Genomic DNA, 26,813 nt, shown 5'->3' with positions numbered 1-26,813 from the left:
TAGCCCATGTTCTATGCACGCTGGTGGCGTGAGCCACAGATTCGCCGCGGCGCCCTGGTGACCCTGGCCATCGTCCTCCTCGCCCTGTTCGGCCCCTGGCTGGCCCCCCATGCGCCCACCGACATGGTTGGCGGTGTCTACGGTACTCCGGCCAGTGACGCGCCGCTGGGCCATGATTTTCTTGGTCATGACGTGCTGTCACGGTTGCTCAATGGCGGTTTGTCGATTTTGTGGATGTCGCTGGCGGCAGCGGCCATCGCCTTGATCGTCGGTACCGTGCTGGGGCTGCTGGCCGGTTTGTCGCGCCAGCGCCTGGACCAGGCGATCACGTGGCTGGCGGATGTCTGGCTGGCGTTTCCCGACTTGATCCTGGTGCTGTTGATTGTCTCGATGCTTGGCCGGGCGCCGTGGTTGATCGTGCTCACCGTGGCCATCGCCTTCACCCCCGGGGTGATCCGCCTGGCCCGTGGCAGCGCGGTGGCGGTGGCCAGCCAGGAGTTCGTCGAGGCGGCGCAGATGATGGGTTTTTCGCGCACGCGCATCCTCTTGCGCGAGATATTGCCCAATGTGCTGACGCCGTTGCTGGTGCACTTTGGCAACATGCTCACCTGGGGCATCGGCATGCTCTCGGGGCTGAGCTATCTCGGTTACGGCGTAGCGCCTCCGGCCGCCGACTGGGGCCTGATGATCAACGAAAACCAGGCCGGCCTGCTGGTCCAGCCCTGGGCGGTGTTGGCCCCGGCGTTGCTGATCGGGGTGTTCGCCTACGGCACCAATATCTTCGCCGAAGGCATTGCCCGGCATAGCGCGGGAGAACGTCGATGAACTCATATGCCCCACTGGCCCCATCGCGGGTCAAGCCCGCTCCCACAGTGGAACTGCATGCACCGAACCCTGTGGGAGCGGGCTTGACCCGCGAGAGGCCGGCCCTGCAGGTGCAAAACCTGCGGGTTGAACTCAACACAAGCGCCGACATCATCGACCACATCAACTTCACCCTGGCCTCTGGCGAAATCCTCGGCCTGGTCGGCGAGTCCGGCTCGGGCAAGACCACCCTGGCCACCGCTTTGCTGGCCCATGCCCGGCGCGGTGCGCGCATCGCCGCAGGGCATATCCAGGTTGCCGACGTCAGCCTCCTTGAGCTGCACGGCGAGCCCCTGCGCCAGGCCCGTGGCGGGCTGATCGGCTATGTCGCCCAGGACCCGGCGCAAGCCCTGAACCCGGCCCTGCGCATCGGCCCTTTGCTGCTGGAAACCCTGCACGCCCATGAACCGCAGTTGCCAAAAGCCGCGCAGCAACAGCGCCTGCAACAGACCCTGGTCGACGTCGGCCTGCCGGGCGACGCGCAGTTTCTGCAGCGCTTCCCTCATCAACTGTCCGGCGGCCAGCAGCAGCGGGTGATGCTCGCCCTGGCGTTCGTCCTGCGGCCACGCCTGATCGTGCTCGACGAACCGACCACGGCCCTGGACGTCAGCACCCAGGCGCACATCCTGCAAACCCTGCGCCGGCTGTGCAAAGAGCAGGGCGTGGCGGCGGTGTACGTGTCCCACGACCTGGCGGTGATCAAGGACCTGGTCGACCGGGTGCTGGTCCTGTACGCCGGACGCATCGTCGAAATGGCCAGCCGCGAACGGTTGTTCGCCCGCCCCAGCCATCCCTATACCCTGGGGTTGCTGGCGGCGATCCCGGACGTTGCCCGCCAGCACCCGCTGCAGGCGATCCCGGGCCATGCCCCGGCACCGGGCCAGCGCCCCAACGGTTGTGCTTTCGCACCACGCTGCCCTCGGCGTACGGCGGCCTGCGAGCAGGGGGAGCCGGGTTTGCAAACGCTTGAGGCCCGGCAACAGGTCGCTTGCCTGCATCCGCAGCTTGAGGCGCTGGCGCCGACAGCGGCGCCGCAGGTACGGGCGACGCGGGCGGATCAGGCACCGTTAATGGCGATCAGCAACCTCAACCTGACCTACGACCGGCCGGTGCTGTTCGACCTGGCCCTGGACGTACAGGCGGGGGAGTGCCTGGCGGTGGTCGGCGAGTCTGGCTCGGGCAAGACCAGCCTGGCCCGTACCCTGGCAGGCCTGGGCGACAACGCTACGGGTGAGCTGCGCTTCGATGGCCAGGCGCTGAGCCTGCTGGCCCGGCAACGTCCCAGCGCTACCCGCCATCGCATCCAGTACATCTTCCAGAACCCGTACCGGGCCTTGAACCCCCGGCAGACTGTTGGCCAATGTCTGCAGGCACCGCTGGAGCACTTCTTCAAGCTCAAGGGCCAGGCCTGCCGGGCGCGTATCGAGGCGGCGCTGCAACGGGTGGCCTTGCCGGTCACGGTCGCCGACAAGTACCCCCACCAGCTGTCCGGCGGCGAGCGCCAGCGGGTGGCGATTGCCCGCGCGTTGGTGTGCGAGCCGAGCGTGCTGATTTGCGATGAGGTGACCTCGGCGTTGGACGTTTCAGTCCAGGCGGCGATCCTGGCCCTGCTCAAGCAACTGCAAGGCGAGGGCATGACCCTGGTGTTCGTCACCCACGACCTGGGCGTGGTGCGGGCGATTGCCGACCGGGTGGTGGTGATCAAGCAAGGGCGCATCGTCGAGCAAGGCCCGGTGGATCAGGTGCTGGACCGGCCGGTAGACCGCTACACCCAGAGCCTGCTGGCCCATACGCCGAGATTGGCAGCAGCGCTTTAGCGGCGGCGCCAGGGCGCGCCGTTGGCAAAACGCGCCTCGATCCACTGCTTGAAGGCGAGGGTCGCGGCGCTGTTGTAGCGGGCGCCGGGGCGCACGAAGTAGATGCCGGCGTCGCTATCGAGTTGCCAGTCGGGCAGCACCGGCAGCAGGCGGCCGCTGTCCAGGTCGTGCTGCATCAGCCAGTCACCGCCGGCGAGGATGCCGACCCCGGCGCGCGCGGCGGCCAGTAGCGCTTCGTTGTCGTTACTGACCAGCGAACCGCGTACTTTTACCGTCTGCTGCTGGCCAAAGCCTGCCAGGCGCCATTCGGGGTACGAGCGCAGCCCGGTAAAACCCAGGCAGTTATGGCGGGCGAGGTCGGTCGGTGTTTGCGGCTGGCCGTGTTGTTGCAGGTAGGCCGGCGCCGCGCAGAGGATACGCCGATGCTCACAGAGCTTGCGCGCCACCAGCCGGCTGTCGGCCAGCTCGCCAATACGGATTGCGGCATCGAAGCCTTCGGCGACGATATCGACAAAGCGTTCGGCGTATTCGGTCTCAAGCTGTACCTCGGGAAACGCCAGGGCAAACTCGGCGAGCATCGGGCTCAGCCACAGCCGGCCCATCGACGAGGGCAGGGCGATGCGCAGCCGCCCGCGAATCTGCGTAGCGCCCTGGGCTGCTTCGCGTTCGGCCTCGCTGATCAGGTTTGCGGCCTGGCGCAGGCGCTCCACCAGCCGTGCGCCTTCATCGGTAAAGCGCAACTGGCGGGTGGTGCGCTCGACCAGGCGAATCCCTAAGCGCTGCTCCAGCGCACCCAGGCGCTTGGACAGCACCGACGGGTGGCGCTGCAGCGTGCGCCCGGCGGCGGCAAACGAGCCTTGCTCGAACAGCGCCAGGAGGGTGGCAAGCTCATCGGCCTGGCGACTGTCGAACGGGTCCATCGGGGCTACCTCGGTAGGTCAGGGCGTGAGGATGATCGCGCCCTGTGAACGTCCATATTGCAGGTCTTCATGGGCCATGGCGGCGTCGGCCAGGGCATAACGCTTGCAGATCTGCGGGCGAATGATACCTGCCGCCACCGCCGCCAGCACCTCCCCGGCACGTTGCTGGTATTCGGCAGCCGTTGCCGTGTGCGCCGCCAGCGACGGGCGGGTGATGAACAACGAGCCCTTGGCGTTGAGGGTGCTCAGTTCGATGGCCGGTGGTGCACCCGAAGCCATGCCGCAGGACACCAGCAAGCCGCGTGGGCGCAGGCTGTCCAGCGAGGCCTCGAACGACACCCGGCCAATCGGGTCGTAGACCACGTCGAGTTTCTGCCCCTGGGTCAGTTCCAGCACCTGCGCAGCCAGGGTGGCGGCGTCGAACACCAGCACCTCGTCGCAGCCGGCGGCCCGGGCGCGGGCGACACTTTCTGGTTTCGACACCACGCCGATGACAAACGCGCCCAGGTGCTTGGCCCAGGGCACCAGCAACTGCCCCAGGGCACCGGCGGCGCCGTAGATCATCAGCCGCGTGCCGGGCCCGACCGGGTAAGTGCTGTGAAGCAGGTAGTGGGCGGTGATGCCCTTGAACAGCAGCGCGGCGGCGTGGTCCAGGCCGAGCGTGTCCGGGAGTTTGACCAGCCGTTCGGCGGGGTACAGCCGGGCGCTGGCGTAGGCGCCCAGCGGGCCGGTGGCGTAGCCGACGCGCTCGCCGACAGCGATGCCGCTGACCCCCGCGCCAATTGCCGCTACCGTCCCGGCGCCTTCCAGGCCCAGGCCCGAGGGCAGGGCGATGCGCACATCGCCCTTGCGCTGGCTGACGTCCAGCGGGTTGACGCCGATCGCCGCCTGTTCAAGCCAGACCTCGCCGGGGCCGGGTACTTGCGCGGTGGTTTGTTCGAGGTGCAGAACACGTGGTGCGCCAGTCTGCTGGAGGCGGATGTGCATGACCATGGTTGAGAATCCTGAAACACAGTTAAGGTGCGTTCAAGGGTATTTTCTCAACCAGGGTCCAGCAATCGGCTTGCATGCAGTTGATTGCAGCAGCCAGTGCACGAGTCTGAGGGTTTGAACGTGCTTATGCCAGCAAAGGCCGTAATACGCCCGCTACGATTGTGTCGTTGAGGTACTCGACGATGCCGTGGCGGTTATCGCTGCCGTTGCTGGCGTTGCTGTGGTTTTGCACCGCAGGTGCTCCACTGAACCGCGCGGCGGGAATTTCGTAGAGCGCCACCACATCGCGTTTGTCACGAATGTTGACCCAGCTGGGTACGCCATCCGGGGCCTTGCGCGGCGAACCGTTGGAGGGCAGCCGGCTCAGGATGGCTTCAATGCCCAGGGGCGAGCCGAGGGTCACCAGGCCCTTGATGTTGCTGCGAGCAGGCCGGTTCATCAGCAGGTTATAGGCAATGATGGTACCCAGGGAGTGGGCCACCACGATGCACGGATCGTTTTCTGGAAGCTGCGCATCGACCAACGTATTGACCGCGTCACGGATGGTTTTTTCGGTCAGGTAGTACCACACATCGCGGGTGAATAACTCGACCGAGGTCGCGCCGACACCGGGTAACTGATCGAGCAGGCGCAGGGCCGCCAGCACGCCGCGCCAGTTCTGAACACCTTTCTCAAGCATCTCGCCATTGGCCTCGGCGTTGATCTGTTCCTTGCTGATACCTTGCTGCTTGGCAATGTCGTAAATGACCTGGCGCATGAACTCTTCTTCCTCGCCACCCGGGGCCGCGGCGTCGGCGCCTTTGTCGGTGAGTACCTGAAAGTCTTTCTGCGCTCTGCGGTAGGTTTCGTCGAACAACAGATCGCCGTAGTAAGGGAAGGCCACATCGACCACGCCAGTGTAGGGCGAACCGATGTCTTCAAAACCCTTGATCAAGGCATTGGTCCAGGTGTTTTGCAGGGTGAGCGGGTTCTTGCCTTGTTGTGACCGGCCATGGATGAACACGACTTTCATGACAACTCTCCTTGTAGAAAAGCTTCGATAAGCGGTTGGGTATCGCGGCGGCGAAAGGTCGACCATTCAGTATTGAGCCGGTATTTACCGGCTTCGAGGATTGCAGGGTGGAGCTTCTGGTTCTTGCCATGGGCTGCCAGCACTGTCCAACCCAGGCTCATCATCGGGCAGAACGGGGCGATCAGCGGCCGTGCCTTGCGCTTGCCGGATGCCAGGGCGCCGGCGAGCAAAGCCACATCGAACGGCACGGGCAAAGGCGGTTGGGACGATGCCTGGTAGTCAAGGAAGTAGCTCAGTACCGAACGCACGCCTTGGTCGTCAGCGGCCAGCAGATAGGCGTAGGCGGCGTAGATGCCCAAGGTCGGGTCCAGTCGCTTTTCCTGGCGCAGGACATCGGCGAAGCTCGATGCCTGGGTCGCGGCCAAGGTGCGCAGTTTGGCGCTGCTGGCGAAGGCTGCGGCAAGTGCTTGCAGGTGGTGCAGGTGCAGGCGCCTGCTCGGAGTTTGCGCAAAGGTCTGGGCCAGGGTCATACCCATCTCGAACGAAACCGACTGCACCAGGCCTTCGTCTACGTGGACTGTGCCGATGTAGCCGGGCATGACCGGCAAGACGATCAGGGTGTCGTCGCTGAACGTGACGATGACTGACTGTGCCTGAGCAGACGGCGCCAGGCTGATGATGCTCTGCTGGTCATGGGTTTGCACAAGGGGCGCCGCTTGGCCGGGGGCCACCAGCACGCTGATGGCCTGGCTGCCGATGATGCGCAATCCGCTTTCGGCCAGGCTCTGGGGGAGTGCTGTGTAGCGCTGCAGGTTGCGCCGGTAGGCTTCGTCGAGGCCGGCTTGTTCAAGCAATGTGGTGCTGATGTACGCCTCGGGTTCCTTGAGAAAGCTGCTGGCCACCTGTTGTATCGCCTGGTTTCGGCTGGTGACCCTGAGGTCTGCTGGAAACAGATCGGGAAGCGGCAGGATCTGGATTTGCTCAAAGTAGGGTGCTCCGGCTCCAGCCGGCAGGCCGTAGTCCAGCGGCCCGGGGCCAGGCAGCGGGGAAGGGCTCGCAAAGACTAGCGGCGGGCTGGCATAGCCGAGGAACAGCGGTTGGCGCGCCTGGACAATGATGTCCGGCGTTTGCTCGAATCGCGGTGTTTGCTGCTGGGCGCGGGTCGGCACCTGGTTGTACAGGTAGTCTTCCAGAAGCCAGGTGGGAATGATCGGCACGCTGGAGCCCGGCCAGGTCTCGCAAATTTCTGTCGGTGGGCTTTGCAGCGCTTCGAGCAGGACCTTGGTAAAGAAGCCTTCGCCTTTGTACTCCTTGGCGGTTTGTGACGGTTCGGTGGCGTAAAAGATATCGACCTTGCCGGGCTTGATGCCGACCACCGCACCGCGTTTCACCGCCGGCCTGCCACTGACCTGGCCCAATGAACCAAAGGGGTCGACCGCATTGCGACAGGCGTCGGAGATGATCACGACATGGGGTACGCCAATATGGCGGGCGTTGAGCGCCGTTGCGGCAATGTTGATGGCTTCGTCGGGGTAGTCCTTGACGTTCGACAGCAAGACTTGTTCATCGGCGCCGTTCTTGACAATGCCGTGCCCGGAGAAATACAGAATCAACAGGTCGAGCCCGCCGACCGCGAGCAAGTCGCGGGCGGCGGTCTGGATCGCCTTGGCTTCGACCACCTGGTCATTCTGATCGGTCAGCACGCTGATGCTCGGGCTGATGCCGAACTGCTGTTGCTCCTCCAGCCAGCGGGCAAATTGCAGTGCCCCGCTGGCCGCGCCCTTCAACGAATCCAGAATGCCAGTGTGATCCACCCCGACGGCAATCAAACCAACGTTTCGGCTCATGGCCCGGCCCTCGGTCCGCTAGAGGCGTAGTGCTATCAGTATGGGGCGGTTTTTGCGCTTATCCAGTGCGGCGCCGGTGCCGGGCGACGAGGTGCCAGCAGGGCAGTCAGGCCAACACCTCGATAATTCGCCGGGCAATGCAGGGCGCATGAGTCTCCAGGGCAAAGTGGCCGGTATCGAGCAGCTCGACCACGGCATTGGGGTTGTCGCGCTTGTAGGCCTCGGCCCCCGGGGCAATGAAGAACGGGTCGTGCTTGCCCCAGATGATCAGCGAAGGCACCTGATACTCGCGCAAAAACGCCTGGAACTGCGGGTAGCGCTCAAGGTTGTTGGCGTAGTCGAGGAATAGGTCGAGCTGGATCTCCTTGTTGCCTGCGCGCTCGAGCAACAGCGCATCCAGGGTGTAGGACTCCGGCGCGACCAGGGTAGGATCAGCCACGCCATACAGGTATTGCCAGCGGGTACCTTCCAGGTGCAGGACCGCGTCGCTGACGGTCTTGCGGTTGGCGGCAGAGGGGTCGGCCCAATAGGCGCGAATCGGCGCCCAGGCATCGCCCAGCCCTTCAAAGTAGGCATTGCCATTTTGCGACACGAAGCCCGTGACCCGCTCTGGGTGCGCCACGGCCAGACGCAGGCCGGTGGGCGCGCCATAGTCGAACACATACATCGCGTAGCGCTTGAGTTCCAGCGCCTCGACAAAGGCGCCGAGGGTCTGCGCCAGGGCATCGAAGCTGTAGCGGTACTCGCGCGCGGCCGGCACTTCGGTGAAGCCGAAACCCGGCAGGTCCGGGGCGATCAGGTGAAAGTGCGCGGCCAACAGCGGGATCAGGTCGCGAAACTGATGGGATGAACTCGGGAAGCCATGCAGCAGGAGCAACACCGGGGCACCGGGCTCGCCGGCTTCACGGTAGAACACGCGAATGCCGTCGGCGTCGACGAACTGGTAGCGCACGGTTGGGGCAGGAGTGCTCATCGGACTGTTCCTCTGTAACCTGTTTAGTTGATATGAAGGGTTACTACGCAAACAAATCTTGCACGGCTCAAGTAACCTGTCAAACTCATTTTAAGGGTTACAATAAGCTCATCGATGAGCGGCTCTGTAACTTGAAACGCTGAAAATAAGGGTTACCATGGAGCCACGCCCGCTGCCGAGAACGGCCATGACCGACGCCATCACCGAACCCTATGTCCTTGCCGATCACCCGGTGCTGGACATGCTCAACACCGTGGCCATCGTCGACGGCCAGCGCACCGACTTCTGGCACAGCGATGCCGACGTGTTGGCCTGGCTGCAGCGCCTGGGCTTGCACCAGGGGGCGGTGCCGCGCCTGGCCAAGGGCGCCTTGCTGGAAGCGGCAGTTACCTTGCGCGAGTCATTGCGCGCGCTGGTCGAGCAACGCAAGGCGGGCGGGCGCGGCGATCCGGCGATCCTCAACCGCTTCCTGGCCCAGGGCGCCAGCCACGGGCAACTGCTGTGGGACAACCACGATGGCCCGAAACTGCTGCGAGTGGCCGAGCAGCGTTCGGCCGAGCAACTGCTGGCGCCCCTGGCCGAGCAAGCGGCCGAGCTGTTGGCCGGCGGCGACTTCAGCCTGGTCAGGACCTGCGAACACCCGGACTGCATCCTCTGGTTCTACGACCGCACCAAGTCCCACCGTCGGCGCTGGTGCAGCATGGCGGTGTGCGGCAACCGGCATAAAGTCGCCGAGCACCGCAAGCGCCTGCGCCAGGAGTAGCCGCCATTGTAGGAAGGCTCTGATGCCCGGGTTTAAACACCCGGCAGCCGGGCAGCGCTAAACCGGTGCATGCCGGCGGTTTAAACAAACCCCTCCAGCGCGCCATCTTGGCCCGCTATGTGCTTTGCCTCTGCCATCGATTGCTGATCGATTGGTCAAACCTGCAAGTCGCCGCATTGGCTTGAGCGCGCAGGTTGTTTCTTGCAAATGCGCCTGTAGCCCGATAGCTGCAGCGTTTACTGGAACCTGAGGCATGTCGCTCCCCGAACTCCCCGACCAGGTCAACGCTGATGCCGGCTGGCGCGCCGAGCTCAGGCTGCGTTTCGTCCGGGGCGAGACCAGGACCTGTATTGGTGCGCGGCGCCATTTCGGTCCTCTTTTGGTGCAGCGGCCGTTCTATCCCGAAGGCGCACCGTGCCACGTCTATGTGCTGCACCCCCCAGGCGGCGTGGTCGGTGGCGATAAGCTGCTGCTCGATGTGCAGTTGGAGGCGGGTAGCCATGCGCTGCTGACCATGCCCGGAGCGACCAAGTTCTACCGTAGCGCCGGCCCGACCTCGATTCTCCAGCAGCACTTCTGCCTGGCCGAAGACAGCACGCTCGAATGGCTGCCCCAGGGCAACATCTGCTTTGCCGGCGCCCGCGTGCATCTGGAAAACCGTTTTACCCTGGCGCCTGGCGCGCGCCTGCTGGCCTGGGAAACCCTGTGCCTGGGCCGCCCGGTGATGGGCGAGACCTTCAGCCACGGCGCCCTCGACAGTCGCCTGCACATCGAGGTGGCCGACGACCCGGGCCTGCACGAACGCTTGCGCATCGACGGCGGGCCGCTCGACAAGCTCGCAGGCTTCCCCCTGCAAGCGACCTTCTGCGCCTACCCGGCCAGCAGCGAACTGCTCGACCACAGCCGCGCCCTGCTCGAAGACCTGGGCGCCCCGGCCGGCGCGACCCTGCTCGGCCAACTGCTGGTGGTACGCCTGCTCGACCACGACAACCAACGCCTGCAACTTACCCTGCAGCGGCTCTGGCACGCCTTGCGACCCGTCGTGGTCGGCCTGGCGCCATGCCCGCCGCGGATCTGGGCCACTTGAGAGAACGCCATGGAGCTGACCCCGCGAGAGAAAGACAAACTGCTGCTGTTCACCGCCGCGCTGCTGGCCGAGCGGCGCCTGGCCCGTGGCCTGAAACTCAACTACCCGGAAGCGGTGGCATTGATCAGCGCCACGGTGATGGAAGGTGCCCGCGACGGGCGCACCGTGGCCGAGCTGATGAACCTGGGCCGCGAAGTGCTGCGCCGCGACCAGGTGATGGCCGGGGTCAGCGAAATGATCCCCGATGTGCAGGTGGAAGCGACCTTTCCCGACGGCACCAAGCTGGTCACCGTCCATGACCCGATCATCTAGGAGCGCAGGATGATTCCCGGAGAAGTACAGGTCGCCGACGGCGACATCGAACTCAATGCAGGCCTGGCGGTAATCAGCGTCACCGTCGCCAACCACGGCGACCGGCCGGTGCAGGTCGGCTCGCACTATCACTTTTACGAGGTGAACAACGCCCTGGTGTTCGAGCGCGAGCCGACCCGTGGCTTGCGCCTGGATATCGCCGCCGGCACCGCCGTGCGGTTCGAACCGGGCCAGGCACGCACCGTCCACCTGGTGCCGTATCGCGGCAAACGCGAGGTCTACGGCTTTCAGGGCAAGGTCATGGGCAAGCTGGAGAATCAGGCATGAGCCGGATATCGCGCAGGGCCTATGCCGACATGTTCGGCCCGACGGTGGGCGACCGCGTGCGCCTGGCCGATACCGAGCTGTGGGTCGAGGTCGAGAAGGACTTCACGGTTTATGGCGAGGAGGTCAAGTTCGGCGGCGGCAAGGTCATCCGCGACGGCATGGGCCAGGGCCAGATGCTTGCCGCCCAGGCGTTGGACCTGGTGCTGACCAATGCGCTGATCATCGACCACTGGGGCATCGTCAAGGCCGACATCGGCATCAAGGACGGGCGCATCGTCGGCGTCGGCAAGGCCGGCAACCCCGATGTGCAACCGGGGGTGACCCTGGCGGTGGGGCCGGGCACCGAGGTGATCGCCGCCGAAGGCAAGATCGTCACCGCTGGCGGCATCGACTCGCACATTCACTTCATCTGCCCGCAGCAGGTCGAAGAAGCGCTGACCTCGGGCATTACCACCTTCATCGGCGGCGGCACCGGGCCTGCCACCGGCACCAATGCCACCACCTGCACCTCCGGGCCCTGGTACCTGGCGCGCATGCTCCAGGCCGCCGACCAGTTGCCGATCAATATCGGCCTGCTGGGCAAGGGCAACGCCTCACGGCCCGAGGCCCTGCGCGAGCAGATCGAAGCCGGCGCCGTCGGCCTGAAACTGCACGAAGACTGGGGCTCGACCCCGGCGGCCATCGACTGCTGCCTGAGCGTGGCCGAAGAACACGACGTGCAGGTGGCGATCCACACCGACACCCTCAATGAATCCGGCTGCATCGAGGACACCCTGGCGGCCATTGGCGACCGCACCATCCATACCTTCCACACCGAAGGCGCCGGCGGTGGCCATGCGCCGGACATCATCCGCGCCGCAGCCTTTGCCAACGTGCTGCCGTCCTCGACCAACCCGACCTTGCCCTACACCCAGAACACCGTCGACGAGCACCTGGACATGCTCATGGTCTGCCACCACCTGGACCCGAGCATTGCCGAAGACGTGGCCTTCGCCGAGTCGCGCATCCGCCGCGAGACGATTGCCGCCGAAGACATCCTCCATGACCTCGGGGCGTTTTCCATGACCTCGTCCGACTCCCAGGCCATGGGCCGGGTCGGGGAGGTGGTGCTGCGTACCTGGCAGGTGGCGCACCAGATGAAACTGCGCCGTGGCCCCTTGGCGCCAGATAGCGCACGCAGCGACAACTTCCGGGTCAAGCGCTACATCGCCAAGTACACCATCAATCCGGCGCTGACCCATGGCATCGCCCATGAAGTGGGCTCGATCGAGGCCGGCAAACTGGCTGACCTGGTGCTTTGGGCGCCGGCGTTCTTCGGGGTGAAACCTGCGCTGGTGATCAAGGGCGGGATGATCGCCATGGCACCCATGGGCGATATCAACGGCTCGATCCCGACCCCACAACCGGTGCACTACCGTCCGATGTTCGGCGCCCTGGGCGCCGCGCGCCATGCCACGCGCATGACCTTTCTGTCCAAGGCGGCGATCGACCGTGGCGTGCACCGGCAACTGGGGCTGCACAGCCTGATCGGCGAGGCTCGAGGCTGCCGCACGGTGCGCAAGGGCGACATGGTTCATAACGGCCGGTTGCCGATGATCGAGGTCGACTCGCAAACCTACCAGGTGCGCGCCGACGGTGAGCTGCTGGTGTGCGAACCGGCCACGGTGTTGCCGATGGCCCAGCGTTATTTTCTGTTTTAAGGAGCGAGCATGATCCTCTTGACCCGTCGCCTGAGCGACACCGCCCAGGTAAGCGGCACCGTCACCCTCACTGTCGACACGCGCATCAAGAGCCGCGTGCGCGTCACCCTCGACGATGGCCGCGAGGCCGGCTTGATGCTCGAACGCGGGCAGTTGCTGCGCGGTGGCGAACTGCTTGGCGAAGCGCAGGGCGGCGAGGTGATTCGCGTGCTGGCGGCGGCCGAGCAGGTGTCCACGGTGCGCTGCGCCGATCCGCTGTTGCTGGCCCGCGCCGCCTACCACCTGGGCAACCGCCATGTACCGCTGCAGATCGAGGCCGGCCTGGTGCGTTATCAGCACGACCATGTGCTCGATGAGATGGTCCGCGGCCTGGGCCTGGAGGTGGAGCTCGAGCAGGCGCCGTTCGAGCCTGAAGCCGGTGCCTACCAGAGCGCGCCGCACAGCCACGCCCACAGTGACCATTTGTTCGTTCGCGTCGCTCAGCACTGATTGTCGATAAGGAGATTGCCCGATGAAAAAACTCATTACCCTCGCACTGCTGCTGGTTGCGGTTCCGGCGTTCGCCCACCCCGGCCATGACGCCAACCCGTTGCAGGACGGTTTGCTGCACCCGCTGACCGGCCTTGATCACTTGCTGATGCTGCTCGGCACCGGCGTGCTCGCGGCCCTGACCGGGCGCACCCTGGCGCTGCCGTTGCTGACCCTGGGCGCGATGTTCGGCGGGGCGCTGATGGGCCACGTGTTCGGCGGTGTGCTCGGCATGGAAACCATGATCATCGGCTCGCTGCTGGTGGCCGCCGCGGCGCTGCTGGTGCCCAGCCGCCAGGTGTTGCTGGCCCTGGCCATGCCGCTGTTTGCCCTGTTCCACGGTTGGGCCCATGGCGTTGAAGCCAGCCCGGGCGCGTTCTGGGTGTTCAGCGCAGGGTTCGTCAGCGTCAGTGGCCTGTTGTTGCTGGTCGGCTTTGGCGCGGGATGCCTGCTGCGTCGGCACCAGGGCTTGCAGAAGGCCTTCGCTGGCGGCCTGCTGGCCGGCGCCGCGTTGGTGCTGGCCGGTTGATGAGCCACGACCTGAAGCTGCTGCGCTTGCTGCAACTGGCCAGCCCGAGCCTGCCGGTGGGTGGTTTCACCTACTCGCAAGGCCTGGAGTGGGCGGTGGAGGCCGGCTGGGTGCAGGGCGCCGAAGGTTTTCGCAACTGGCAATGCCAACAGATCGAGGACACCCTGTGCCACCTCGACTGGCCGCTGCTGGCGCGGCTGTATCAAGCTTGCCTGGATGACGATGCCGAGGCGTTCGCGCGCTGGAGCCGGTTTTTACTGGCCAACCGCGAAACCGCCGAACTACGCCTGGAAGAACGCCAACGCGGCATGGCCCTGACCCGCCTGCTCGATGGCTGGCAACTGGGCCAGGCGCCTGAATGGCGTGCGTCGCTGGAGCTCAGCCAGCTCGGTGGCATGGCCTGGTTGGCTGTGCACTGGGAGATCCCGTTGCGTGATCTGGCCCTTGGTCACGGCTATGCCTGGCTCGAAGGCGCGGTGATGGCCGGGGTCAAGCTGGTGCCGTTTGGCCAGCAAGCGGCACAGACCTTGCTGCGTGACCTGAGCGAAGTTCTACCCCAGGTGCTGCAAACCGCCCTGGCCCTTGGCGATGACCAGCTCGGCGGCGGCTTGCCGTTGCTGGCGATTGCCTCGGCGCGGCACGAAACCCAATACACCCGCTTGTTCCGATCCTGAGGAAACCCCCATGCAAAGCTACCAACAACCCCTGCGCGTCGGTGTCGGCGGCCCGGTCGGCTCCGGCAAGACCGCGCTGCTCGAAGCGCTGTGCAAGGCCATGCGCGACCATTATGAGATCGCCGTGGTGACCAACGACATCTACACCAGGGAAGACCAGCGCATCCTCACCGAGGCCGGCGCCCTGGCCCCCGAGCGCATTGTCGGGGTGGAAACCGGCGGTTGCCCGCACACCGCGATCCGCGAGGACGCCTCGATGAACCTGGCGGCGGTGGAAGAACTGGCGCGCACGTTCGGCAACCTCGAAGTGATCTTTGTCGAGAGCGGCGGCGACAACCTCAGCGCCACCTTCAGCCCGGAGCTGGCGGACCTGACCGTGTACGTGATCGATGTCGCCGAAGGTGAAAAAATCCCGCGCAAGGGCGGGCCGGGGATCACCAAGTCGGACTTCCTGGTGATCAACAAGATTGACCTGGCGCCTTACGTCGGAGCTTCGCTGGAGGTAATGGAAAAGGACACCCAGCGCATGCGCCCGCAACGGCCGTGGACCTTCACCAACCTCAAGACCGGGCAAGGCTTGCAGCAGGTGATCGATTTCATCGTCGAGCGGGGCATGTTGAAACCGCTGTGATCGTCAACAGCATCGCTGGCAAGCCAGCTTCCGCAGGAATGCGTGGGCCTGATAGAGTCGCCACCCCCAACGACTCGATCCAATGCAGGAGGCAACTTTGATGATGTGCAGTCAGTGCGGCAAGGACCACGCCGATGACCTGGGTGAACTGGCGTTCCGGCGTCCGGATGCGCTGTTCGCGCTTAGCGCCGAGGAGCGCGAGCACAAGGTTAGGGAAAGCAACGACTGGTGTGTGATCGCCGGCGAGCGGTTTTTTCTGCGGGCACTGTTGCCACTGGCCGTGGCGCAAATGAACGATAGCTACTGCATCGGTATCTGGGTTGAACTGCAGCCGAGCGATTTCGAACGTGTCTGCGAGCTCTGGCGTGATGAGGGCCAGGCTGGCGAGCCGCCTTTTGCCGTACGCCTGGCCAACAGCATTGCCAACCTGCCAGAGACCCTGGGGCTGGAAGGCCTGCTGCAGTTGAGCGGGCCGACCTCACGCCCCAGTGTGACGCTGAGCGCCAGCAGCCACCCGTTGGCCGTGGAGCAGGCCAACGGGATTTCCTTGCACCGCGCGCATGAGTACAGCGTGATCTTCGCCTGAAAGGCCCAGGCCCGTATCGTGCTGGGTGGCCAGGCCTATGCCACCCATCAGTCATAATGTACCCCGAGCCACACCGTGGCCTGGGTGCTGTCGGTCCATTCGACCCGATGCCGGCAGTGCGCCGGAATATCAATGAAATCCCCCGGTCGCAGCACCCGCTCGGCAGGCTCATGTTCCAGCCGCAACCCGGCAGACCCGGCCAGCAGCAGCACCCATTCGCCCTGCGCCTGGTTGTACCAGAACCCCGGTGGGCTGGCCTGGCCGTGGGAGACGATGCGTTCAATGCGCAGCCCCGGGCGGGTCAGCAGTTGTTCGAAGTGCTCTTGTGCGCCCGCCGTGGGCAGTGGATCAAACAGGTTGTCGAGCATGGTGGCCTGGCTCTCGTCTGGTTGCACGTTGTGGTTTAAGGTGGGCACCTGCCACTCATGATAGGGATTGATCATGAAACACCCGCTTTTGCGGCCCCTCGTTGTTGCAATGCTGCTGGGCGCGGCCCTGCCAGCTCTGGCGGCATTGCCAAGCGCGCCGTCCTACATCGACGATAGCGGTTATTCGCCGGCTGCCAAGCAGCGCATCCTGCCGCCAATGTTCGCCCAGACCCTGACCAGCACCCGCTACCTTGCCAAGCCGGACAACCCGCTGATCACCCAGGCCGAAGCCAGCGAATTCCGCCAGACCAGCAACTACGACGAAACCCGCGCCTACATGACCCGCCTGGCGGCGGCCTCCGGTGGCAATATCGTGCTCAACGACCTGCCGGAAAAAAGCGCCGAAGGTCACCCGATGTTGATGGCCATCGCCTCCCTTGAGGTCGACAAATCGCCGGCCGGGTTGAATGAATCGGGCAAGCCGACGATCTTCGTCGAGGCCCAGATTCACCCGGGCGAAGCCAATGGCAAGGATGCGATGTTCATGCTCCTGCGTGACATGACCACGGGTGACAAACCGTTGGCTGCCTTGCTGGAGAAGGTCAACATCCTGTTCATTCCCACCGTCAATGTCGACGGCGACCTGCGCCGCAGTGCCTACGGGCGGATCAACCAGAACGGCCCGGATGAAACCGGCTGGCGGGTCAACGGCCTGAACTACAACCTCAACCGTGACTTCACCAAGCTCGACAGTGCCGAAATCCGCAACGTCGCCTGGGTGTTCAACACCTACCAACTGAGTTTCTTCGCTGACACCCACTCCACTGATGGCGCCATGTACCCTTACGACAGTTCGTATTGCCACAATGGCAATGGCTGGTCGCCGGCCAGCAGCGCCTGGATGGACAACGTCATGCGCGCACCGGTGTACCAGGCGCTGGAGGCCGACGGCCATGTGGTGCACGAGTGCATCAGCCTCAACAGCAACCAGGACCCGAGCCAGGGCTACTACCCGTACCGCACGGACTACGCACGTTTTTCCAACCAGTACGGCGATATCCGCAATGTACCGTCGATCCTGATCGAGCAACACGCATTGCACCCGTACCAGACCCAGGTGCTGGGCAATTACGTGATGCTCAAGAGCATGTTCCAGGTGATCGGCGATCAGGCGGTGTCGCTCAACGAAGCCATCCGCCAGGACCGCGAACGCCTGGAGACGCAAGAGCAGGTGACCCTGACCTGGAAGCCGGGCAAGGCCCAGACCACAGCGTTTACCGTAGGTGATTACCGCTATGAGCAGTCGCCGATTACTGGCGCCAGGACCATTGTCTGGAGCAACACGGCGAAAAAACTCAAGGTCCCGGTCACCGGCAACACCGAGCCCGACCTGGTGGTCAAGCGGCCCCGGCAGTACGTGGTGCCGGGGCAGTGGCGCGAGGTGATCGCCCGGCTCAAGGCCCATGGCATCCACATGACCACTCTCGACAAGCCGACACCGATTGCCGTTACGCTGTATCGCATGGATGAGGTGAAAGTGGCGGGTGGTTTCGAACCCGATCGCACGCAAAGCAACCAGATCCCCGGTTACGAAGGGCGCTTGCTGGTCAGTGGCGTGGCCAAGCCGCTGGAGCGCTTGCAGACCTTCCCGGCCGGTTCGGTGGTGATCGATACCGACCAGCCGTTGGGCGTGCTGGCGGTCAACCTGCTATACCCCGAAAGCCCGGACTCGTTCTGGGCCTGGGGCTTCTTCAATTCGACCCTGGTGGCGGCTGAAGAGCCGGAGGAATACGTGATGGAACCCATGGCGCGCAAAATGCTCGCCGAGAGCCCGGAACTGAAGGCCGAGTTCGACAGCAAGCTCAAGAACGACAAGGCCTTCGCCGCCAGCCCCAGCGCACGCCTGCACTGGTTCTACGCGCGCACGCCGTTCTATGACGTCAATGCGTTTGTCTATCCGGTGGGCGCGGTGTACTGACCGGGTATCAATCGGTCTGAAATCGGTATTGGTCTTGGGCAAAAGCGGTGATCTATAAAGGCTCTGGTCTTTCAGCCAGAGCCTACATTGCATGAACATCCGCCGTCGCTCGCTTTTCGCCGCCAGCATGGCCCACGCCGTGCACGACGGCCTTACCGACGTTATCTACGTATTGCTGCCGCTGTGGCAGGCGCAGTTCGCCCTGAGTTTTGCTCAGGTCGGCCTGCTGCGTGGCGCCTATGCCGGGATGATGGCGGGCCTGCAACTGCTGGCCAGCCGCGCGGCAAAGCGCTGGGGCCGGGAGCGCCTGTTGGTCGGCGGCACCGCCCTGGCCGGGCTGGCTTACCTGGTTGCCGGGCAGGCCAGTGGCCTCGCTGTGCTGTTGCTCGCGCTGTTGCTGGGCGGCCTTGGCGCCAGTACCCAGCACCCCCTGGCGTCGTCGTTGGTCACCGACACCCATGAGGCCGGGGGCGGGGTCAAGGAGGCGCTGGCGCAGTACAATTTTGCCGGCGATATCGGCAAGATGCTGGTGCCTGCCGGGGTCGGTTTGCTGTTGCTGGTAACCAGTTGGCAAACCAGCGTCACCGTGCTGGGCCTGCTTGGCCTGGCTGCCGCCGGCGTACTCTGGTGGCTGCTTGCGCCGCAGCCGTCGTTGCCGTCGAGCCCGCGCAAAACCGTGTCTGCCCGTGGTAACGACTCCGGCAGCGGCCTGGCCGCCTTGCTGCTGACCGGCACCCTCGACAGCGCCGTGCGCATGGGGTTTCTTACCTTTCTACCGTTTTTGCTGCAAGGCAAGGGCGCCGGCTCCGCGGGTATCGGCCTGGCGTTGATGCTGCTGTTTGTCGGCGGCGCCTTCGGCAAGCTGGTGTGCGGCTACCTGGGTGCGCGCATTGGCATGATGAGAACCGTGTGGTTCACCGAGTCGGCCACTGCGTTGCTGATCCTGTTGATGTTGTTCCTGCCGCTAGCGGCGATGATGGCGCTGTTGCCGCTGCTGGGCCTGGTGCTCAATGGCACCTCGTCGGTGCTGTACGGCGTGGTGCCGGAACTGGCGGGGGCGGGCAGGCGCGATCAGGCCTTTGCCTTGTTCTACACCGGCACCATTGGTGGCGGCGCGCTGGCGCCGGTGGTGTTCGGCCGCCTAGGCGATGGGTCCGGCATCACTGCGGCGGTAATCGGCCTGGCGGCGCTCCTGCTGCTGACCCTGCCGTTGTCCTGGTGGGTCGAGCGGCAACTGCATAGCTACCTGCCAAGGACCCTTTAGGCGCAGCGGTCGCAATCCAGGCGCCACCGGGTGTGCTGGCTGGGCGGTCCTCATCGCTGGCAAGCCAGCTCCCACAGGTTCTGCGCCAGCCGAGCCCTGTGGCCAGGGCAGCCAGTTGTTGAGCCTGCTCAGATAAAGATCGTTCCGCGCAGGTACAGCGCACCCTCACCGCTGATGATCACCCGGCCGTTGTCCAGTACTTGACAGTGCAGCTGGCCCTTGCGCACGCCGCCTTGCTCGGCCGTCAGGCTGCGCTTGCCCAGGCGCTCGGCCCAGTAGGGGGCCAGCGAGGTGTGCGCGGAGCCGGTGACCGGGTCTTCATTGACGCCTACCCGCGGGCCGAACCAGCGCGAGACGAAGTCAAAGTGCTTGCCCGGGGCCGTGACCGCAATACCGCGCACGTCAAAGGCCGCCAGCGCAGCATAGTCGGGCTCAAGATCGGCGATCAGCGCTTGATCCTCGACCACCACCAGGTAGTCATCGGTGCGGTACAGCGCCTCGATCCGCTCCAGGCCCAGGGCCTGCAACAAGCCATCGGGCACTGCCACGGCTTGTGGCTGCTTGGCCGGGAAGTCCATGGCCAGGCGAGCACCGTCACGGCGAACCCGCAACTCGCCGCTACGGGTGGCAAAGCGCAGGGTGTCGCGCTGTTCAGCGAACTGCTCGAACAGCACCCAGGCGGTCGCCAGGGTGGCATGGCCACACAGGTCGACTTCTACCGTCGGGGTAAACCAGCGCAATTCGAACAGCTCGCCATTGCGCACCACATAGGCGGTTTCCGACAGGTTGTTCTCGGCAGCAATCTGCTGCAGCGTCGCATCCGGCAACCAGGCCTCAAGCGGGCACACTGCGGCCGGATTGCCGCCAAACGCCGTGGCTGAAAACGCGTCTACCTGGAACATTTCAAGTTGCATGCTGCTCATCCCTGTCCGTTGTCTGTCGCCCGGATCTGCTCCAGGTAGTTGTAGATGGTGTAGCGGGTCACGCCGAGTGTGGCGGCGGCTTTCTCGATACCGCCCTTGACGATGAACAGGCCGCGCTCCTGCATGTGCCGCACGGCCTGGATCTTTTGCGCTTTCTTCATGCCGAGCACGCCGCCGGGGCAGGCGTCCTGGATGATTTCGATCATCAACTGTTCCATGTCCCGGGATTCATCCGGCACTGGCGCAGGTGCGCTGGCCAGCCCCAGCAGGCCTGCGAGCACGTGATGCGCGGCAGCGATCGCGCTGAGGTCGGTGTTGATGCACAGGCTGGCAAACGGCTGCCCGCTGCTGTCGCGATAAACCACGGTAGCGCTGCGCAAGGGGCGGCCGTCGGGGGCGAGGGTGGCGTAGTTCTCGACCACGATCGGCTCGCTACTGGAGCGATCGTCCATCGCCCGGCGCACGGCGGCGAAACCCTGGTCATGACGCGGCCCGGCCAACACCGAATCACCGACCTGGCGCCCGGTGACATGGCCGTTGGCGATGGCGAGGATGGAGCGCTGCGGGTTGAGCACGTCATGCAGGACGATTTCGGTATGGGAGCCGAGTGCATGGCTGAGCATTTTCAGGGTGCTGTGCAGTACGCCGAGGATCAGCTGTCGTTCGCTGCTCAATGCGCTGGAAACCTTCATCAGGGCCTTCGAGGGAGTTGAATGGTCGCGGTCAAATTATCAACTAGTAGTTGAAATATCAACTAACTGTAGATTTTATGTCCAGCATCTCCACCCGCTAGGGCCCTTCAGGATTGCGTCCGCCCGGCTCAGACACTTAAGATATAACCATTCTCATTTAATGCCTGCGCCGATGAAAGTGCCTCCTCCTGCTGACAGTCTCGACACCTTGTACAAGGGCTATCACGGCTGGTTGCTGGGGTGGCTGCGACGGCGCCTGGACTGTCCGCACAATGCCGCCGACCTGGCCCAGGACACTTTCGTGCGCCTGCTCAATGCCGGTGCCTACGTGGCGCCGCGCGAGCCGCGAGCGTTTCTGGCCACGGTGGCGCGCCGCCTGCTGGTCGATCGCGGCCGTCGGCAAAAGCTTGAGCAGGCGTACCGTGAAGAACTCGCGCGGCACGTCGAGCACCTCGAGCAGGCCCCTTCACCCGAACAACTGCTGGCGGCCGTAAATGCCCTTGAACACATTGCCCGCGCGCTGGAGCAGATGAGTGCGCGCGCACGTCAGGTGTTTATCCTGCGCCACCTGGAAGGCCTGAGCCATGCGCAGATCGCCGAGCGCTTCCAGGTCTCGAGCAAAACCGTGCAGAACGATCTGGTCCAGGCCTTGCTGCAGTGTCATGCCGCCAGCGAGTCGGCACGATGAGCCCGTCACCCAGCGCCGCGGTGTTGCGCGAGGCGGCCGAATGGTTGGTACGCCTGGATGATGAACCGAGCGCTGCCGACCAGCAGGCGTTCAGCGCCTGGTTGGCCGAGGCCGATGAACACCTGGACGCCGTGCAGCGTTTGCAAGGCAGCCTCGCACCGCTGCGCGAACTGCCGCGTGCGCCGGCCCGTGCCGCCTTGCAGCGGGTGACGGCGCGAGCCCCCGGCAAGCAGGCACTCAAGGCGCTGGCCGTCAGCCTGGCGCTGTTGCTGCCCGGCGCTGCCTTGCTCCAGCATTATCCGCCGGCCTACCTGATGGCCGATCTGCGCACCGGTACGGGCCAGTGGCGCAGCGAGCAATTGCCGGACGGCAGTCGGATCAGCCTGGAGGGCCGTACGGCGGTCGACCTGCAGTTCGACGCGCAGACCCGTACCGTTCGGTTGCTCAGCGGTGACATCCTCGTGGACGTGGCCAAGGATGCCGCCCGGCCGTTCCGGGTGGTGACCGAGCATGGCAGCATTCGCGCACTGGGCACGCGTTTTAGGGTGGAGCGCCTGGACGAAAGCACGCGCCTGGTGATGATCGAGTCGAGCACCGAAGTGCGCAGCGGCGCCAGCACCCAGACGGTGAGCGCCGGACAGCAGGTGCAGTTCAGTGCCTCAGGCATGCAGGCGGTGCAGGCAGTGGATGCCTCGGGCCAGGAGCAGGCCTGGGCCAGGCAGCAGATGCTGGTGCGCGAACAACCCTTGAGCGAGGTGCTGGAGCGCCTGGCCCGCAATCACCAGGGCTACCTGCTGTTCGATGCCAAGGCTCTGGCGCACCTGAACGTCACCGCGGTGCTGCCTGCCGACGACAGCGAGCGGGCCTTGCGCCTGCTGGCGCGCAGCTTCCCGATCCGGGTCGAGCACTACACGCCGTGGCTGACCCGTGTCAGGCTCGAATAAAAATTATTATCAAACGCTTCCAGTTCTTGTTACCCGAGCGTCCTTGTATTAGCCCAATACATCGGAGAGTCGGGAACATGCTTTCACCCAAGCCATTCAAGCCCTGCCGTGCGTTGACCCTGGCGGTCCACTTCGCCCTCGGCGCCGTGCCTCTGCTGGCGGCCCAGCCGCTACAGGCCCAGCAGCAGATAAAACGCTACGACATTCCTGGCGGCCCTTTGGGTGACGTGCTGAGCCGCTTTGCCCGCGAGAGCGGCCTGGCCATCTCGTTCAATGCCGGGCAAGTGGCAGGCCTTGCCAGCGCCGGTCTGCAGGGCAGTTACGCCGTGCAGGAAGGGTTCGCCCAGGTCCTGCGGGGCCATGCATTGCAGGCACAGGCGAGCAGCGATGGCTATGTGCTGGTCGAGGTGCCCGCCGCCAATGGGGCATTGGAACTGGGCGCCACCAGTATCAATGGGCAGGTGCTGGGAAGCATCACCGAAGACAGTGGCTCCTACACCACCGGGCCGATGCAGACGGCGACCAAGCTGGCCCTGACCATTCGCGAGACACCGCAGTCGGTAACGGTGATCACCCGTCAGCGCATGGACGACCAGAACCTGCGCAGCCTTGAGGATGTGCTCAAGAGCACCCCCGGCATGTCCATGACCAAGGATGGCCCGCAGCGCCCGACGTTCTACGCGCGTGGCTTTACCGTGGAAAACCTGATGAACGACGGGCTGTCCAACGACCTGTCGCATTACCTGTCGCGGGACATGAACTCGGCGCCGGACATGGCCATCTATGACCACGTCGAAGTGGTGCGCGGCGCCACCGGGCTGATGCAGGGGGCGGGTACGCCGTCGGCGGCCATCAACATGGTGCGCAAGCGCCCGACCGCGGACCCGCGCGTGAGCATCACCGCCAGCGCCGGTAGCTGGGACAACTACCGCAGCGAAGTGGATGCTTCCGGGCCACTCAACGACAACGCCACCTTGCGCGGGCGGGTGGTCACGGCGTACCAGACGCGCAACAGCTTTCAGGACGTCACCGATAGCGAGCGTTCGGTGTTCTACGCCATTGGCGAGGCCGACCTCAGCGACAACAGCACCTTGACCCTCGGCGTCTCCAACCAGCGCGTCAACAACACCGCGACCTGGGGTGGCCTGCCAACGGCAATCGATGGCAGCGACCTGCATTTGTCCCGCAAGACCTACCTGGGCAATGACTGGGAGTACTGGGACCAGGACAACACCACCGTGTTCAGCCGCCTGGATTACCGCTTCGACAACGACTGGAAACTGCTGTTGGCCGCCAGCCGCACCTGGTCGGACCTGAAGATGCTGGGCACCATGACCGAACGCATGGGCGATGAGGGCGAGGTGTTCGGTCAGTACCTGGGCCAGTACCACTATGACGATGAGCAGAGCAGTTACGACGCCTACGCATCGGGGCCTTTCCAGTTGCTCGGGCGGACCCATGAACTGGTGGTCGGTGCCAGCCGGCGTGAGCTGACCTTCGAAGGCAAGGGCAACTACAGCGACGACGCGATCGGCATGGATATCTACAACTGGGACCCGGGCTCGCTGCCCAAGCGCGAGCTGGACCTGAGTTACTGGCATCAGGATCGCGAGACCTCGCAGACCGGCGCCTACCTGACCACCCGCTTCAACCTGGCCGACGACCTGAAGCTGATCCTCGGCGGGCGCCTGGACTGGTACGACAACGACACCCGTACCCGCAACGGCAGCCGCGCGCCAACCGGCAGCGACTACTCGGTGACGCGTCATGTCACGCGTTACGCCGGCATCATCTATGACCTGGACGTGCACCATTCGCTGTACGCCAGCTACACCGACATCTTCAAGCCGCAGTCGGAACTGGACGCGGCGGGCACCGCGATCGAGCCGATGGAGGGCAAGAACTATGAGCTCGGGATCAAGGGCGAGTACTTCGACGGCAGTTTGAATGCCAGTGCCGCAGTGTTTCGCATCGACCAGCAAAACCGCGCCAAGACGCTTGAGATCAATGAGTGTTCGGCGCTGGTGCCCAGTTGCGCGGAGGCTGCCGGCAAACTGCGCAGCGAAGGGATCGAGCTTGAGCTCAACGGCACCGTTCTGCCGGGGTGGGAGTTGGGCGCGGGCTATACCTTTGCCCAGGTCAAATACGTCAAGGACAGCAACCCGGCCAACGAGGGGCGCCTGTTCGATACTGATATTCCCCGCCATGTGTTCAAGGCCTTCACCACCTATCAACTGCCGGGTGAACTGCAACGCTGGAAGGTCGGCGGCGGCCTGTACCGGCAGAACCAGATCTACAACAAGGGCAACAACTTCTATGCCACCGAGAGCCGTTTCCGTATCGAGCAGCAGGCCTATACCCTGGTCGATCTGATGCTCAGCTACCAGGCCTCCGAGCACCTGGATGTGCGCTTGAACCTGAACAACGTGTTCGACAAGAAGTACTACCAGAGCATTGCCGGCAATACCGCCTACGGCGGCAACCTGTACGGTGATCCGCGCAACTTCATGCTGACCACGCGCTGGAGCTTCTAAGGGCAGCCTGCGGGGTAACCGCAGAGGGCACAGGTAAGGCAAGAGCGGCGCCCTTGATGTGCGGGCCGCCGCTCAAGCCTTACAGAATTTGAAATAGTTTCATGCTGTGAGAAAAGACTGCTGCAATTGTAGGATCACTTCCCCAATTGATTTCAGGTTGACATGACTTCGTTCTCGGAGCCCCCCAGTACCCGGCCGTTCCGGCCTTTCTCCCGTCCTTGTGACGCTTCCCGCCTGTTCCCGCACATGAGTAATCGCCCATGGAATGGCTAGCCGACCCCACGGCCTGGCTGGGCCTTGCCACGCTGATTGTGCTGGAGCTGGTACTGGGTATCGACAACCTGGTATTCATCGCCATCCTCGCCGACAAGTTGCCGCCCCATCAACGCGACCGCGCGCGGGTGATCGGCCTGTCGCTGGCATTGATCATGCGCCTGGGCCTGCTGGCCAGCATTTCCTGGATGGTGACCCTGACTGCGCCGCTGTTCGAGGTGTTCGACAAGCACTTCTCCGGTCGCGACCTGATCATGCTGTTTGGTGGTGTATTCCTGCTGTTCAAGGCCACCATGGAGCTGCACGAGCGCCTGGAAGGCCACGTTGCGCAAAATACCGGCAGCGTGCGGCATGCCGCGTTCTGGCCAATCGTGGCGCAGATCGTGGTGCTTGATGCGGTGTTCTCCCTGGACGCGGTGATCACCGCCGTGGGCATGGTCGAGGAACTGTCGATCATGATGATCGCGGTGGTCTTCTCGATCGGCATCATGATTGTCGCCAGCAAGCCGTTGACCCGCTTCGTCAACAACCACCCGACGGTGATCATGCTGTGCCTGGGCTTCTTGATGATGATCGGCTTCAGCCTCACCGCCGAGGGCCTGGGCTTTCATATCCCCAAAGGCTACTTGTATGCGGCCATTGGCTTCTCGATCCTCATCGAGCTGTTCAACCAGTTGGCCCGTGCCCGGCGCAAACGTAGCCTGCAGCAGCACCGGCCGCTGCGTGAGCGTACCGCCCATGCGGTCATGCGCCTGCTGGGCGGGCGTCGGGTCGAGGCCGACGACGTTGGCGAGGAGATCGCCGACCTGGTTGAAGGCGGTGAAGCGCAGGTGCTGTTCGACCGCCGCGAGCGGGTGATGATCAGCGGCGTGCTGAACCTTGCCGAGCGGCCAATCAAGACGGTGATGACGGTTCGGGCCGAGGTCGACGCGATTGACCTGGCGCAGCCGGCCGAGGCGATTCGCACTGCTCTGATGCATTCGTCCTATTCGCGCCTGCCGCTGATTCGCGACGGGCGCATCGAAGAACCCCTGGGCTTCGTGCACAAGAAGGAGCTGCTCAAGGAGCTGCTGGCCGGTCATCAGCCCGACCTTGAGAGCCTGGCCCGGGTGCCGCTGAACCTGCTGGAGAGTTTCAGCATCCTCAACGCCCTGGAGCAGATGCGCAACCAGTCGACGCACATTGCCTTCGTGGTCAACGAGTTCGGTGATTTCACCGGGGTGCTGACCATGACCGATATCCTCGAGTCGATTGCCGGCGAGCTACCGGATGCCAGTGAGGTCGAGGGGCCGGGCATTGTCGAAGACGAGCAGGGCTTTGTCGTCAGCGGCGCCCTGAACCTCAGCCAGATCCAGGCGCGCACCGGTTTTGCCGCCAAACCCACCGAGGACTACCAGACCCTCGCCGGCCTGGTCATGAGCCTGCTCGATCGCTTGCCAATGGTCGGCGACAGCCTGGTGTGCAATAGCTGGAAGATGACCGTGGTCGCGGTGGAGGAGCGTCGGGTGCGGCAGGTACGCCTTACACCGAACGCCGCCGTTGACGCAGCAGGTGCCTGACGCCCTCAGCGATCAGCACCAGCACCG

At 64.4% G+C, this 26,813-nt stretch carries 26 protein-coding genes; 18 read left to right on the top strand and 8 right to left on the bottom strand.

Annotation, left to right across the window (positions count from 1 at the left end; genetic code table 11):
* Positions 1-6: 6 nt before the first annotated feature.
* Both UW3_RS0116515 and UW3_RS0116510 read left to right on the top strand, forming a co-directional pair.
* Positions 7-825 (top strand): ABC transporter permease, encoded by an 819-nt coding sequence (locus tag UW3_RS0116515; protein ID WP_010223664.1) that lies wholly within the window; start codon positions 7-9, stop codon positions 823-825.
* Entirely contained in the window at positions 822-2,681 is a 1,860-nt protein-coding gene (locus UW3_RS0116510; protein WP_010223661.1) for an ABC transporter ATP-binding protein, read from the top strand. The genes UW3_RS0116515 and UW3_RS0116510 overlap by 4 nt, the downstream gene beginning before the upstream one ends.
* Here UW3_RS0116510 and UW3_RS0116505 read toward each other — a convergent pair.
* The 5 genes from UW3_RS0116505 to UW3_RS0116485 form a co-directional block, all read right to left on the bottom strand.
* Positions 2,678-3,601, bottom strand: coding sequence for a LysR family transcriptional regulator (locus UW3_RS0116505; RefSeq protein WP_010223659.1), 924 nt, complete (start codon positions 3,599-3,601; stop codon positions 2,678-2,680). The two genes, UW3_RS0116510 and UW3_RS0116505, sit on opposite strands and share 4 nt — an antisense overlap.
* 18 nt (positions 3,602-3,619) lie before the next feature.
* Positions 3,620-4,594, bottom strand: a complete 975-nt coding sequence (locus tag UW3_RS0116500) for a quinone oxidoreductase family protein (RefSeq protein WP_010223658.1) — start codon at positions 4,592-4,594, stop codon at positions 3,620-3,622.
* 124 nt (positions 4,595-4,718) lie between these two features.
* On the bottom strand, positions 4,719-5,606 hold the full coding sequence (locus tag UW3_RS0116495) for an alpha/beta fold hydrolase (protein ID WP_010223655.1): 888 nt from the start codon (positions 5,604-5,606) through the stop codon (positions 4,719-4,721).
* On the bottom strand, positions 5,603-7,453 hold the full coding sequence (locus UW3_RS0116490) for a caspase family protein (protein ID WP_010223653.1): 1,851 nt from the start codon (positions 7,451-7,453) through the stop codon (positions 5,603-5,605). The genes UW3_RS0116495 and UW3_RS0116490 overlap by 4 nt, the downstream gene beginning before the upstream one ends.
* Before the next feature lie 106 nt (positions 7,454-7,559).
* Positions 7,560-8,426: an alpha/beta fold hydrolase gene (locus tag UW3_RS0116485; RefSeq protein WP_010223650.1), complete on the bottom strand. Its 867-nt coding sequence runs from the start codon at positions 8,424-8,426 to the stop codon at positions 7,560-7,562.
* Positions 8,427-8,613: 187 nt separating this feature from the next.
* Between UW3_RS0116485 and UW3_RS0116480 the strand changes: the two genes are divergently transcribed.
* From UW3_RS0116480 to UW3_RS0116435, 10 genes are all read left to right on the top strand, one after another.
* Positions 8,614-9,189, top strand: a complete 576-nt coding sequence (locus UW3_RS0116480) for a CGNR zinc finger domain-containing protein (RefSeq protein WP_026001371.1) — start codon at positions 8,614-8,616, stop codon at positions 9,187-9,189.
* A 253-nt stretch (positions 9,190-9,442) separates the two neighbouring features.
* Positions 9,443-10,276, top strand: coding sequence for an urease accessory protein UreD (locus UW3_RS0116475; RefSeq protein WP_010223646.1), 834 nt, complete (start codon positions 9,443-9,445; stop codon positions 10,274-10,276).
* Between the two features lie 9 nt (positions 10,277-10,285).
* Positions 10,286-10,588, top strand: coding sequence for an urease subunit gamma (locus tag UW3_RS0116470; protein ID WP_010223644.1), 303 nt, complete (start codon positions 10,286-10,288; stop codon positions 10,586-10,588).
* Between the two features lie 9 nt (positions 10,589-10,597).
* On the top strand, positions 10,598-10,915 hold the full coding sequence (locus UW3_RS0116465; protein ID WP_010223642.1) for an urease subunit beta: 318 nt from the start codon (positions 10,598-10,600) through the stop codon (positions 10,913-10,915).
* Entirely contained in the window at positions 10,912-12,615 is a 1,704-nt protein-coding gene (gene ureC / locus UW3_RS0116460; RefSeq protein WP_010223640.1) for an urease subunit alpha, read from the top strand. The genes UW3_RS0116465 and ureC overlap by 4 nt, the downstream gene beginning before the upstream one ends.
* A gap of 9 nt (positions 12,616-12,624) precedes the next feature.
* Complete coding sequence (gene ureE, locus UW3_RS0116455; RefSeq protein ID WP_010223638.1) at positions 12,625-13,104, top strand: urease accessory protein UreE; 480 nt, start codon at positions 12,625-12,627, stop codon at positions 13,102-13,104.
* Positions 13,105-13,126: 22 nt separating this feature from the next.
* Positions 13,127-13,672 carry a HupE/UreJ family protein gene (locus tag UW3_RS0116450; protein ID WP_010223636.1) on the top strand — a complete coding sequence of 182 codons (546 nt, stop codon included), beginning with the start codon at positions 13,127-13,129 and terminating at the stop codon, positions 13,670-13,672.
* The gene (locus UW3_RS0116445; RefSeq protein WP_010223635.1) at positions 13,672-14,346 is read left to right on the top strand and encodes an urease accessory protein UreF; all 675 of its coding nucleotides are present in this window, start codon (positions 13,672-13,674) and stop codon (positions 14,344-14,346) included. The genes UW3_RS0116450 and UW3_RS0116445 overlap by 1 nt, the downstream gene beginning before the upstream one ends.
* A 10-nt stretch (positions 14,347-14,356) precedes the next feature.
* Positions 14,357-14,977 carry an urease accessory protein UreG gene (gene ureG / locus UW3_RS0116440; protein ID WP_010223633.1) on the top strand — a complete coding sequence of 207 codons (621 nt, stop codon included), beginning with the start codon at positions 14,357-14,359 and terminating at the stop codon, positions 14,975-14,977.
* A 100-nt stretch (positions 14,978-15,077) separates the two neighbouring features.
* Positions 15,078-15,563: a DUF2199 domain-containing protein gene (locus UW3_RS0116435; protein WP_010223631.1), complete on the top strand. Its 486-nt coding sequence runs from the start codon at positions 15,078-15,080 to the stop codon at positions 15,561-15,563.
* A 47-nt stretch (positions 15,564-15,610) separates the two neighbouring features.
* On the opposite strand, the gene UW3_RS0116430 is transcribed toward UW3_RS0116435, so the two are convergent.
* Complete coding sequence (locus tag UW3_RS0116430; RefSeq protein ID WP_026001370.1) at positions 15,611-15,931, bottom strand: cupin domain-containing protein; 321 nt, start codon at positions 15,929-15,931, stop codon at positions 15,611-15,613.
* A 73-nt stretch (positions 15,932-16,004) separates the two neighbouring features.
* Here UW3_RS0116430 and UW3_RS0116425 point away from each other — a divergent pair, with 73 nt between their 5' ends.
* Positions 16,005-17,909: a M14 family metallopeptidase gene (locus UW3_RS0116425; protein ID WP_010223627.1), complete on the top strand. Its 1,905-nt coding sequence runs from the start codon at positions 16,005-16,007 to the stop codon at positions 17,907-17,909.
* Between the two features lie 91 nt (positions 17,910-18,000).
* Complete coding sequence (locus tag UW3_RS0116420) at positions 18,001-19,173, top strand: MFS transporter (protein WP_010223625.1); 1,173 nt, start codon at positions 18,001-18,003, stop codon at positions 19,171-19,173.
* Between the two features lie 128 nt (positions 19,174-19,301).
* Here UW3_RS0116420 and UW3_RS0116415 read toward each other — a convergent pair whose 3' ends face one another.
* Complete coding sequence (locus UW3_RS0116415; protein WP_010223623.1) at positions 19,302-20,087, bottom strand: PhzF family phenazine biosynthesis protein; 786 nt, start codon at positions 20,085-20,087, stop codon at positions 19,302-19,304.
* Between the two features lie 5 nt (positions 20,088-20,092).
* Positions 20,093-20,788 carry a helix-turn-helix transcriptional regulator gene (locus UW3_RS0116410; protein ID WP_010223621.1) on the bottom strand — a complete coding sequence of 232 codons (696 nt, stop codon included), beginning with the start codon at positions 20,786-20,788 and terminating at the stop codon, positions 20,093-20,095.
* A gap of 172 nt (positions 20,789-20,960) precedes the next feature.
* Here UW3_RS0116410 and UW3_RS0116405 point away from each other — a divergent pair, with 172 nt between their 5' ends.
* From UW3_RS0116405 to UW3_RS0116390, 4 genes are all read left to right on the top strand, one after another.
* On the top strand, positions 20,961-21,476 hold the full coding sequence (locus tag UW3_RS0116405) for a sigma-70 family RNA polymerase sigma factor (protein ID WP_026001368.1): 516 nt from the start codon (positions 20,961-20,963) through the stop codon (positions 21,474-21,476).
* Entirely contained in the window at positions 21,473-22,420 is a 948-nt protein-coding gene (locus UW3_RS0116400) for a FecR family protein (RefSeq protein ID WP_010223617.1), read from the top strand. The genes UW3_RS0116405 and UW3_RS0116400 overlap by 4 nt, the downstream gene beginning before the upstream one ends.
* Positions 22,421-22,497: 77 nt before the next feature.
* Positions 22,498-24,954: a TonB-dependent siderophore receptor gene (locus tag UW3_RS0116395; RefSeq protein ID WP_010223615.1), complete on the top strand. Its 2,457-nt coding sequence runs from the start codon at positions 22,498-22,500 to the stop codon at positions 24,952-24,954.
* A gap of 260 nt (positions 24,955-25,214) precedes the next feature.
* Positions 25,215-26,786, top strand: a complete 1,572-nt coding sequence (locus UW3_RS0116390; RefSeq protein ID WP_010223613.1) for a TerC family protein — start codon at positions 25,215-25,217, stop codon at positions 26,784-26,786.
* Positions 26,787-26,813: the final 27 nt, after the last annotated feature.

Source organism: Pseudomonas donghuensis (genome assembly GCF_000259195.1).
Classification (GTDB): domain Bacteria; phylum Pseudomonadota; class Gammaproteobacteria; order Pseudomonadales; family Pseudomonadaceae; genus Aquipseudomonas; species Aquipseudomonas donghuensis.
The sequence above is the reverse complement of the archived record's forward strand: the minus strand, read 5'-3'. Positions and strand labels throughout refer to the sequence as shown.